Origin of the sequence: Nostoc sp. ChiVER01 (assembly GCF_034531155.1) — a bacterium.
Classification (GTDB): domain Bacteria; phylum Cyanobacteriota; class Cyanobacteriia; order Cyanobacteriales; family Nostocaceae; genus Nostoc.
Genome location: NZ_JAVRBS010000008.1, coordinates 83,981 through 95,728 on the forward strand (window position 1 = coordinate 83,981; position 11,748 = coordinate 95,728).

Sequence of the window (11,748 nt, forward strand, 5' to 3'; positions counted from 1 at the left end):
CTCCGACTTATTAGAGAAGTTGGGGATCTGACCACTAAGTAATTTTACCCAAGGTCAAATGAATACCAAAACAGGGAAAAACTTAAACATTATGACAACTGCAACTACCACAAAGCACACCCTAGTCATCATCGACTCAGCAATTGAAGATCATCAAATACTCGTCCAAGGCATCATACCCACAGCCAAAGTAACTGTCCTCAACAAACACCAAGACGGTATTGCCCAAATCAGCGCCCTCTGCCACAACTATCCGGCAGCCAGTATCCAGATAATTGCCCACGGTAGCTCCGGCAGTTTGCAACTAGGTAGTAGTCAACTAAATTTAGACAACCTCCACACCTATCGCCAGCACCTACAACAATGGCTTGCTGCCGAAATCCTTATTTATGGCTGTGAAGTCGCCAGAGAAGAAACGGGAAAAACCTTTATAGAACAGCTACATCAACTTACTGGGGCAAACATCGCCGCCTCAGATAAAAAAGTTGGCAACGCCCAACAAGGGGGAAGTTGGGAACTAGAAATGAAGATCGGGCAAATCGCCTCTACACTAGCGTTGCAACCAGAAATTAGGGAAGTCTACCCCGGAGTATTCGCCACCTTTGACACCGCCACCAACTTCTCCGTCGGTAGTAGTCCCAGTTCAGTCACAGTGAGAGACTTCAACGGCGACGGCAAGCTGGACTTGGCTGTGACTAACCAAGGCAGCAACACCGTCTCCGTGCTGCTGGGGAATGGCACAGGTGGCTTTAACACTGCCACCAACTTCACCGTCGGCACTAGTCCCTTTTCAGTCACAGTGGGAGACTTCAACGGCGACAGCAAGCTGGACTTGGCTGTGGCTAACCTCAACTACTACGGTACAGTCTCCGTGCTGCTAGGGAATGGTACAGGCGCCTTTTACACCGCCACCGACTTCTCCGTTGGCAAGGGTTCCCGGTCAGTCATAGTGGCAGACCTCAACAACGACGGCAAGCTAGACTTGGCTATCTCTAACTTCTACGACAGCACAATCTCTGTGCTGCTGGGGAACGGCACTGGCGGCTTTGCCAACGCCACCAACTTCGCCGTCGGCGCTGGTCCATTTTCAGTCACAGTGGCAGACTTCAACGGCGACGGCAAGCTGGACTTGGCTACTCCTAACTTCTACACCAGTAGCACAGTTTCCGTGCTGCTGGGGAACGGCACTGGTGGCTTTGGCACCGCCACCAACTTCTCCGTTGGGAATTATCCCACTTCAGTCACAGTAGGAGACTTCAACGGCGACGGCAAGCTGGACTTGGCTGTGGCTAACGGCAACACAGTCTCCGTGCTGCTGGGGAACGGCACAGGCGGCTTTGGTACTGCCACCGACTTCACGGTTGGCAGTGTTATCAATTCAGTCACAGTGGGAGACTTCAACGGCGACGGCAAGCTGGACTTGGCTATGGCTAACGGCAACACAGTCTCCGTGCTGGTAGGCAACGGCACAGGCAGCTTTGCCACTGCCACCAACTTCACCGTTGGCAGTAATGCCAGTTCAGTAACAGTGGGAGACTTCAACGGCGACGGTAAGCTGGATTTGGCTGCTGCTAACGTCAGTAGCAATAATGTCTCAGTCCTGTTGAATACTACTCCCAAAATCAGCATCACCGCAGGCACCAGCCCCAAAGAAGGCGTTACAGATGGCACTTTTACCATTAGCCTCGATACTCCTGCCCCAGTTGGTGGTTTAGTCGTCAACTTCAACACCACAGGCACCGCCACCGCCACCACCGATTACACCTTGGCAGCAGGTACAAATATTACCGATGTCACAGCCAACACTTTCACCATCGCCGCCGGGCAAACCACCGCTACCTTAACAGTCAAAGCGATCGCTGATGGAGTCTCTGACCCCAACGAAACTGTCACTGTCAACCTAGAAGCCAGTCCAGACTACATTCTTGGTGCCAACAGCACCGCCAATTTTCAACCAGCCACCAACTTCAGCGTCGGCACTAGTCCCTTTTCAGTCGCAGTGGGAGACTTCAACGGCGACGGCAAGCTGGATTTGGCTGCTGCTAATAGAGACAGCAATAATGTCTCAGTGCTGCTAGGTAACGGCAGTGGCAGCTTTGCCACTGCCACCAACTTCAGCGTCGGCAATAATCCCATTTCAGTCAGGGTGGGAGACTTCAACGGCGACGGCAAGCTGGATTTGGCTGCTGCTAACATCAATGGTAATAATGTCTCAGTGCTGCTAGGCGACGGCAGTGGCAACTTTGCTACTGCCACCAACTTCAGCGTCGGCACTAGTCCTATTTCAGTCAGGGTGGGAGACTTCAACGGCGACGGCAAGCTGGATTTGGCTGCTGCTAACATCGACAGCAATAATGTCTCAGTGTTGCTAGGCAACGGCAGTGGCAGCTTTGCCACTGCCACCAACTTCAGCGTCGGCACTAATCCCCGATCAGTCACAGTGGGAGACTTCAACGGTGACGGCAAGCTGGATTTGGCTGCTGCTAACATCAATGGCAATAATGTCTCAGTGCTGCTAGGCAACGGCAGTGGCAGCTTTGCCACTGCCACCAACTTCAGTGTCGGCACTAATCCCATTTCAGTCACAGTGGGAGACTTCAACGGCGACGGCAAGCTAGATTTGGCTGCTGCTAATATCAATAGTAATGATGTCTCAGTTCTGCTTGGCGACGGCACAGGCAGCTTTGCCACTGCCACCAACTTCAGCGTCGGCACTAGTCCCTTTTCAGTCACAGTAGGAGACTTTAACGGCGACGGCAAGCTGGATTTGGCTGCTAACGTCAGTAGCAATAATGTCTCAGTTCTGCTTGGCGACGGCACAGGCAGCTTTGCCACTGCCACCAACTTCAGCGTCGGCACTAGTCCTATTTCAGTCACAGTGGGAGACTTTAACGGCGACGGCAAGCTGGATTTGGCTGCTGCTAACATTAACAGCAATAATGTCTCAGTGCTACTCAATGCTAACCCCAGTGCCACTTTAACAATTGCCGAACCTGTTGCCCCAGTCATTACCTTACCTGGTGATAGTATTGTCTATACTGAAAACTCCGCCGCAACTGTTTTAGATTTAAATGCAACTGTCAGCGATACTGACTCGCCCAACTTAAATACAGGTAATCTTACAGTCCGCTTCACTAGTGGGGGGACAGCAGGCGATCGCTTAAGTATTCGCAATCAAGGCACCGGGGGAACTGAAATTAACCTCGATGGTAGGGAAATTTATTACGGCAGCACCAAAATTGGTAACTTTAGTGGTGGTATTGGTACTGAGAGTTTAGTCATTAACCTGAATTCTGCCGCTACTGTAGCAGCAACTCAAGCTTTAGTACGTAATATTACTTTTACTAACACTTCTAAAAATCCTGCCACTGTTGACCGTACTGTAGAGATAGTTTTAACCGATGACACAGGAACTAAAAGTGCAGCTGTAACAAAAACAGTCAAAGTGGCTGCTGTCAACGATGCACCCAGTGTTGGCAATACACTAGTTCTTTACGACGGTAGTACTGGTAAGAAACCTGAAGAATCAGGTGCAGCTAAAGATGCACCTTGGTTTGCTTATCAAGTTATTGCACAGCCTGGTACTGCGACCACTTCTGCTACAAATAATACAACTAATTTAACGACCAATAATTCAGCCGATGCTGGTTATACTAACTACGGTATCACTGGAACATCTTTAACCCCTAACCCTTTAAATAGTCTCTTCCCTACCCTTGATAGGAATACTGGGTTTGTTGTCTCCTTTGGGTTACAGGTAAATTCTCAAACTTTAGCTACCACTGCCGATAAGAATAATGATGCCGAAACAGATCGGGCTGGATTTAGCGTTATTGTTCTCGATCAAGACAAAAAGGGTATTGAATTAGGGTTCCTCACTGACCGGATTTTTGCTCAGGATGACGGCACAACACAAAAAGATCCGTCTCTGGAACCTGATACTTCTGGTAATCCATTCAAAACCCTATTCACCCAAGCCGAAAGGGTGGACTTTAACACCGCTACAACAGCAGTCAACTACGATTTGGCAATTTTAGGCGACAATTACACCCTATTTGCTGATGGTGTCGCCAAATTGACAGGTAAAGTAAGAGATTACACTGCTGCTGTAACACCGACTCCCATACCTGATGTCTACGAAAAGCCCAATTTCCTCTTCTTTGGAGACGATACCCCATCTGCGGGTACAAATAGCAATTTAGCGTTTGTCAAAGTTACTACTAGCGGTGATATTCCCGACCAAACCATTGATCAGGATACCGCCACAGCCGAAATTCCTTTTAGCATCGGTGACTCGGAAACGGCTGCTAGTAATCTGACGGTGACAGCAAGTTCATCTAACCTAGATTTAATTCCCAACAATGGTATTTTGATTAGTGGTACAGGAAGCGATCGCACTATCACTGTCACACCTGCTGCTACTAAATATGGTCAATCAAAAATCACTCTCAATGTCAGTGATGGGGAGCAAGTAACTTCTCGTGCCTTTATTGTTAATGTCAACAATGTTAATGACAAACCCACAGATTTGGCATTGAGTAAGACAGATGTCGATGCAAATGTGCAAGCGGGAACAGTCATCGGCACATTTAGCAGCACTGACCCAGATCCAGAAGATACCTTCACCTATAGCTTAGTTTCGGGAATTGACGATGTTGATAATAATGCCTTCACCATTGATGGCAATAGCCTCAAAATCAACAATTCTCCAGACTTTAAAACTAAATCTAGTTACAAAATCCGCGTTCGTACCACTGATGATGGTAATCTCACCTTTGAGAAAGGATTGACTATTAATGTTAATAATAATGTTGAAACACCCAGCCGTCTCACTAACCCGGATGATGATGTCTTTAACATTACAGGTAAAGATGCCAAAGTCAAACTGGAAATCAAACTCACTGGACAAAGTTCTAAGCTGGTGAATGAACTGGTTTTATTTACTGTTGATGATGCCAAAGGTACGATTAATGGTATTGCCCCTGGTGCTGAAGGTTATGCCAAAGCAGCAATAGATCGGTCAAAAGTAATTTTATCAGCGATCGCTAAAATCCCTAAGGGATTTGACACCAATAATCTCACCACTCTGCTGGAATTGAATTCTGGTCAGAGTTTGAGATTCTTATTAGTTCAAGACGGTACGCTTGATGATGTACGCAATAATCCTAACTCCATCGGAAAATTACTGTTTTCTAGTGTTTTAACCCAAAAAATTACAGATTTGGGTGATGATCGTTTCTCTCTCGCTTGGAAAGATGCTTCTGGTAACAGTGCCACAGATTTTAATGCTTTAGTGGTGAAAATTAAACAGACAGATCAAGCTTTACTTTTAGGTACAAATCTCCAAGATAAATTCCAAGGGGAAGTGATTGATTTGCGAGATATCAAACAATCAGTCAAGGTTCAATTTAACGTTAATAGAGAGGCGTCTTACAACAATTACGTCGGCTTCTATCAAGTGACTGATGTTCAGGGTGGAATTGATACCAATGGCGACGGCAATGCTGATATTCTCACGGGACAGGCTGGTTATACTCAGGCTGCTGTGCGTGATCGGGTTGCTGGTATTGATTTGAGTGCGAGTAACCAAAGTAGTGCTACTTACAGTGGTACTTTTCAACCCGGTGCGATTTTTGTTCCCTTTATTATTGTTAATGGTCGTCCTGATGCGCTTTTAGATAACAATTCTAATAACGATCCGGCGGTTTATTTTCCATTCTTGGGTGCTAATTCTGATCAGTCGGATCACATTCGCCTGTTAGCAAGTAACACCTTTGGCTTTGAGGATTTGCCTGGTGGTGGCGACAAGGATTTCAATGATGTAATTATCAAAGTTAATTTAGCAACCACAATTTAACAAATGTATCGCTCGTCTGATATCCGAAATGCTGCGATGCCTACGGCGGTAAACTACGCAAATAAACCATAATGTGTAAGTAGCGATCATTTTTTTGATCGCCCCTTGTAGAGACGCGATGAATCGCGTCTTTCTTTTCATAGGCATTATAGGATTTTAGGCAAATTAGTTGTAAATTATGCGATCGCTATAAGCCAAAATTTTTATAGATACTCACACAGGTATAGCCAAAATGGATATTAAGAATGGCTTCGTCGGTGCTGTTGGTAACACACCTCTGATTCGCTTAAACAGCTTCAGTGAAGAAACAGGATGTGAAATCCTCGCTAAAGCAGAATTTCTCAATCCTGGCGGTTCCGTCAAAGACCGCGCCGCACTTTATATTATCGAAGACGCAGAAAAGAATGGTTTACTCAAACCCGGTGGCACAGTTGTAGAAGGAACTGCTGGTAATACTGGCATTGGGCTGGCGCATATTTGCAACGCCAAAGGCTACAAATGCCTAATTATTATTCCCGATACTCAGTCACAAGAAAAAATAGACGCACTAACAGCACTAGGCGCAGAAGTTCGTCCCGTCCCTGCTGTACCCTACAAAGACCCAAACAACTACGTCAAACTATCTGGCAGAGTCGCTGCTGAGTTAGAAAACGCTATTTGGGCAAATCAGTTTGATAACTTAGCCAACCGCCGCGCCCACTACGAAACCACAGGGCCAGAAATTTGGACACAGACAGATGGTAAAATAGATGCATGGACAACTGCAACTGGTACTGGTGGTACTTATGCTGGTGTGGCTTTGTACTTGAAAGAACAAAATCCGGCAATTAAATGCGTTGTAGCCGATCCATTGGGTAGTGGACTTTATAGTTATGTCAAAACCGGCGAAATCCATATAGAAGGAAGTTCTATCACTGAAGGCATTGGTAACGGTCGCGTTACAGCCAATATGGAAGGCGCACCTGCTGATGATGCCATCCAAATCGATGACCAAGAAGCTTTACGGGTAGTTTACCAACTGCTAAGGAAAGATGGACTATTAATGGGCGGTTCAACAGGTATTAATGTTGGGGCAGCTGTCGCCCTAGCAAAGCAGTTGGGGCCAGGACATACCATTGTCACCATCTTATGTGATAGTGGTTCTCGCTATCAGTCGCGGATATTCAACCCTGAATGGCTAGCCTCAAAAGGACTTTCAATAGATTAGTCATTAGTCATTAGTCATTGGTCATTAGCAAAGGACAAGTGACGAATGACAAATGACAAATGACAAAGGACAAATGACAAATGACAACTCAACCATCAAACTTCCCCACAATAGATCAACCCTCTTCTCCTAAATGTGTGCGGGTTTGTCAAAATCGCACTTGCAAAAAGCAAGGTGCAGCTAAAGTTTTAGCAGCTTTTACAGCTCTGCCAATCCCTGGTGTAACGGTAACGGCTAGCAGCTGTTTGGGACAATGCGGCAATGGGCCGATGGTGCTGGTATTACCTGATATGGTTTGGTATAGCGGCATTCAACCCGATGAAGTATCTCTACTGATAGAAAATCATTTGCTAGGTGGTCAAAGAGTCCAACAGATGCTCTATTATCGGTTTCATCACCAGAAATAAAGCCAAATTTTCAATATCAATGTCTGCAATATTGTTGACTGAAGTGAGGTATCCAATGAATATCCAACAGCTGCGTCAATCCTTAAAACAAAAGTGGCTGAGTTACTATGAGCAAAATATTTCCTGGCTGGTCAAAATACGAATTTGGGGCACTTACGATGGTCTACGCCGTCCTTTGTCCGGTTTTATTTTGGCAACACTTTCTGTTTTAGAACCCCAGTTTGATGAAATACTTGCTTTTATGCTGGATCTGAATAACGATCCAGATAAAATAGTCGCCGCTTTAGGTCTTAACTTCAATCCTGATGAAGAGTTACGTTTAATAAAATTAGACCATTCTATGGCTATAACCCAAGTTGATAGTGAGTCGCCAGATGAGAAGCATTCTGAGGATCAACATCTTTCATCGGTTGTAACTGCCAGCCAGATTACCTCTCATTCTCTTACCAAGACTCTAGATTCCAACTTGTCACGCACTGATGAACTTGTGTCATCGATTACAGCTAACACTGAAGTAGTTCGCACACGCAAACCGGAGTTGGTAGTAGCAGCAACTAAAATTGCTCCAGACACTCCGGTAAAAACGCCATCCTCTGGTTTCCCAAGGGGACATCAACCAGTGCGCTGGCACTCTGGTCAGTTACCTTCAAGAGGATCGGCGACAATGACCAGTGAGGTTAACAGCAAAGCCAAAACTATGTCATCAGTGGCATTAGCTACCGAGGTTAAAAGCAACGCGCCACCTGTCCGAATCCCTGTGAGCGCATCATTGGCAATTACCACTGACATTAATAGTAATGGTAAACCAGTCCGTAGCTGCTTTGCAGCTTGTCGTCAGACATCGCCCCTTGGGCGGCTCCCTTCAGAAGCATCGCTAGCAATTACTACTGAGATTAAAAGCAATGGGAAACAGCCGAATATTCAACTAGAAAATGTTAAGAGCAAAGTGAATCTAGAAACCACTAATGCCCGTAGTATAGCTTCTTGGGTAGATGAATTTTGTTACGGCGCTAGGAATAAGGAAGAAGATATTTTGACTTGAATTAGTTATGGGTAATCGTGAGAAACAAACGGGATTTCTATAACTTCACCTTCAGTTTCTCCCACTTTGACTTTCAACCCCACGCCACCAGCTTTAGTGCGAATGTAACCTAGCCCAAAGTAACCATCAGTGGTTTCTGTGTAACTAGTAAGTTTGCCGACCTTTTCATCTCCAACTGCGATCGCACTTCCAACTGAAGCAGGGGCACTGAGGCGTATACCCAAAAGGTGTTGTTTTACACCTTTATATGTATTTAATCGAGCAATGGTTTCTTGCCCAATATAGCAACCTTTATTAAAAGAAATTGTTTGCCACAAACCAACTTCTAAAGGATTGTAATCATCTGTAAGTTCCGCATCTGGGGCGGGGCGGCCTTGTAAGATTCGCAAGGCATCCCAAGCGCGATCGCTCATTTCTACTGCCCCAACTTCTAACAATTTATTCCACACCGTTTCTTTGTCAGTATAGGGGAAAGTTAAGGTATATCCGGGAGCCGCTAACCCACTACCCACAGCAATCCGTACCCCTTCAGCCGGAGCAATTGTGTATACTTTATGACTACCGTAAGGTTGCCCAATAAGTTCGCCAATACCCAACTTTTCTAAAACAGCGTCACTTCCTGGGCCAATAAGGCTAAAAGTATTGGTGTATTCTGTAATATCAGATAATTCCACCTTATCGGCAAAGAAAATATATTTATCCAGCCATTCCATGAGATATTGGCGACGGTTGGGTGAAACCAGCAGGATTACTGCATCTTCTCTAACGTAGGCGGTTGCTAAATCAATTGTTCTGGCTGTGGAAGTGACGAAAACTGTATCGCAACCTTGCCCAGGCTTGAGTATTTGGAAATTGTTAGTGCTTTGGTTGTGTAAGAAATTGAGGCGATCGTCGCCAGCTACTTTGATACGTCCCCAGGCGGTGCGATCGCATATTGCAACCCCAACTCTGGCAGCTTGGATAGCTGCTGCATCTTTATCGTCAATTGTAGATGTTGGCATAGTGATGAGAAGTTGCCCTGTTTCAATGTTGTCGCACTGAAAATCTTAGCAAATAATACCAATTCGCAATTCGCAATTCGCAATTCGCAATGACGCTCGTTCCTCTCTACGAGACGCTACGCGAACGCTAACGCTGCGCTAACGTAATGAGCTAACGCCCCGCTTGGCTAACGCAATTAAGAAACTTAGATGCAGTAAGACTTTCGTGATTTATATCTGTTGCATCCTTTTGGAGAATTGGTATAAGCGTTTGCGGCTTCAATGGCAAGGCGATGCCAAGGGCGGGCTGTGCCTACGCTGGTTTTCAACATTACATTGTAATTGATACCAATTTAATGTGAAGCTGTACTAAATGAGTAACTCTCTATTCTTGGCGTACTTGGTGAACCAGCGCTGTAGGCGGGTTTCCCACCGTAGGCGACTGGTGTTAGCGTAGCGTTAGCGACGTTCGCGTAGCGTCTCGCAGAGAAGGAGCGTCACCCGAAGGGCGGTTCGTTTAATATTCTGTACATCTTCATACATAATTGGTATTAAAAATTTTCTTTCGAGACTTTTTTAATTTGCCCAGCAAAGTATGCTTCCTCATGTTTAAGTTGTTGCGCTACTTCTAACCCTTTCTGAAAAGCTGTTAGTGCTTGAGGAAATTCTTTGCGTTCTAGATACAATTGTCCAATTTGGTCATAAGCTTGCATCAGCCCGTAAAAATTGGCGGCTTGCGTCTCTGTCTCCACAAGAATTTGGCTAGCTTGCAAAGCCTCCTCTGTTTGTCCTTGAGAACGGTACAGCGCAATTAACTTCTGCAAAGCTTCACCAGCACGAACGTATTCCTTTAATTGCCAAGCAGTAGTATAAGCTTCTTGATAATTATTAAAAGCTTCTAGCAGTAAGTTAGGATCTTTCTTTGCTAGAGATTCGTAATCTGAGGCGATCGCTAGCTTTAATTGTGGTATTTCAGTAAGATTATTTTCACCAACGTAAATTTCTACTAGTTTATTAAGTACATTCAATGATTGCTGTGGTTGGCTTGTCCAATCGTAAATTTCAGCCAACTGTCGCAGATATGTTACCTCATTTACACGTTCGCCAACAGATGTAGCTAAACTCAATAATTCCTCGTAGATTGGCGCAGCTTTGGGATAATCAAACCAACTCAAATGCACTTCTCCAATTGTCTTGAGTGTTTCTATGAGTGCTGTTGTATCTTTTTGTTGCCGTACCACTAGCAAAACTTGGTCGTAAGCTTCCGCAGCTAGTTTAGGCGATCGCACATTTTGATAAGCTTGACCTAGCGATCGCCACAATTCTAGATCAATTGGGGCAGTTGTTTTCTGAGATTGTGCCTGCTTTTGAATTGCTTGCAATCGCTGCGTTATGTATTGTACTTCTTGTCCATCATTTTGCTTCCAGGCGATCGCCCCGACTCGTGATAGTGCTTGCACCTCTGCTAATGAACCTAAAAAGCGGCGCAAACGAAGTTCCCGGTTCCAAATTTCAAACGCCGCCACTTGATCTCCTGCTTGCAGTTTCGCTGCTGCTTCTTGATTTAAGGCATCCAACGCCGGTTCTAACTTTTGCTGTTCTTGGAGAGTTAACGGCTGTTTATCTTTGGGCGAACGTGGTAGCAGTGGATCGGGTGTGGTAATTTCTAGGGGATTAGGAGGAAATTTATCCGGTACTTTGGGGTTTTTAGTTTGTGCCAGCGTCAAGGAACTGCTAAAAAGCATAGCAGCAGTAACAATCACAATTAAACGCCTAAACATGTGTACTTTACCTTGCCTTGAGTTGGTTGCATAAGTTAATTATCCCCATACCCTATTATTTTTACCTTATTCCAGCAATTCCGAAGCGTCACTGACATTGCTTTATGTCTCTATTTATTCTAAATACTAAAACAATCAAGCTAATATCAAGCTAGTATAGACAAAGGTTTTTAAGTGTAATTGATGGGTTTGTTTATCATGTTTACATAATTTATGCAAGCGAGAATCTATTGAAAATACTTACGGGATATACTGAATAATTTAATAAAGTTTATTATTTGTCTTCCCATGAGTCAGGAAATATACGCTCCCAATAATTAACTAAATATAGGTATCCTTTATTAGAGCTAATTTGCTCTTGAAGTTAAGAAACTTGGTATCAGTTAGCACGACTATGACGAGTAGTACTGTGAAAAACTTTTGGCATTACTGATTTAGACATGAATCAAGAGGTAGAGAAGCGATATATCGCGT

6 protein-coding genes are annotated in these 11,748 nt (G+C 44.9%); 4 read left to right on the forward strand and 2 right to left on the reverse strand.

Annotation, left to right across the window (positions count from 1 at the left end):
* Window positions 1-91: 91 nt before the first annotated feature.
* The 4 genes from RMY00_RS12895 (at window position 92) to RMY00_RS12910 (ending at window position 8,513) form a co-directional block, all read left to right on the forward strand.
* On the forward strand, window positions 92-5,857 hold the full coding sequence (locus RMY00_RS12895; RefSeq protein ID WP_322647924.1) for an FG-GAP-like repeat-containing protein: 5,766 nt from the start codon (window positions 92-94) through the stop codon (window positions 5,855-5,857).
* Window positions 5,858-6,089: 232 nt separating this feature from the next.
* The gene (locus tag RMY00_RS12900) at window positions 6,090-7,064 is read left to right on the forward strand and encodes a cysteine synthase A (protein WP_322647925.1); all 975 of its coding nucleotides are present in this window, start codon (window positions 6,090-6,092) and stop codon (window positions 7,062-7,064) included.
* 80 nt (window positions 7,065-7,144) lie between these two features.
* Window positions 7,145-7,471 carry a (2Fe-2S) ferredoxin domain-containing protein gene (locus tag RMY00_RS12905; protein ID WP_322647926.1) on the forward strand — a complete coding sequence of 109 codons (327 nt, stop codon included), beginning with the start codon at window positions 7,145-7,147 and terminating at the stop codon, window positions 7,469-7,471.
* 55 nt (window positions 7,472-7,526) lie between these two features.
* Complete coding sequence (locus RMY00_RS12910; RefSeq protein ID WP_322647927.1) at window positions 7,527-8,513, forward strand: DUF5331 domain-containing protein; 987 nt, start codon at window positions 7,527-7,529, stop codon at window positions 8,511-8,513.
* 5 nt (window positions 8,514-8,518) lie between these two features.
* Here RMY00_RS12910 and RMY00_RS12915 read toward each other — a convergent pair whose 3' ends face one another.
* The gene (locus RMY00_RS12915; protein ID WP_322647928.1) at window positions 8,519-9,514 is read right to left on the reverse strand and encodes a folate-binding protein; all 996 of its coding nucleotides are present in this window, start codon (window positions 9,512-9,514) and stop codon (window positions 8,519-8,521) included.
* 530 nt (window positions 9,515-10,044) lie between these two features.
* Window positions 10,045-11,274 carry a tetratricopeptide repeat protein gene (locus RMY00_RS12920; RefSeq protein WP_322647929.1) on the reverse strand — a complete coding sequence of 410 codons (1,230 nt, stop codon included), beginning with the start codon at window positions 11,272-11,274 and terminating at the stop codon, window positions 10,045-10,047.
* Window positions 11,275-11,748 lie beyond the last annotated feature (474 nt).

Bases quoted from the DNA above. Each gene is read 5' to 3' on its own strand.
- RMY00_RS12895 (WP_322647924.1), top strand. From the start codon at position 92: ATGACAACTGCAACTACCACAAAGCACACCCTAGTCATCATCGACTCA.
- RMY00_RS12900 (WP_322647925.1), top strand. From the start codon at position 6,090: ATGGATATTAAGAATGGCTTCGTCGGTGCTGTTGGTAACACACCTCTG.
- RMY00_RS12905 (WP_322647926.1), top strand. From the start codon at position 7,145: ATGACAACTCAACCATCAAACTTCCCCACAATAGATCAACCCTCTTCT.
- RMY00_RS12910 (WP_322647927.1), top strand. From the start codon at position 7,527: ATGAATATCCAACAGCTGCGTCAATCCTTAAAACAAAAGTGGCTGAGT.
- RMY00_RS12915 (WP_322647928.1), bottom strand. From the start codon at position 9,514: ATGCCAACATCTACAATTGACGATAAAGATGCAGCAGCTATCCAAGCT.
- RMY00_RS12920 (WP_322647929.1), bottom strand. From the start codon at position 11,274: ATGTTTAGGCGTTTAATTGTGATTGTTACTGCTGCTATGCTTTTTAGC.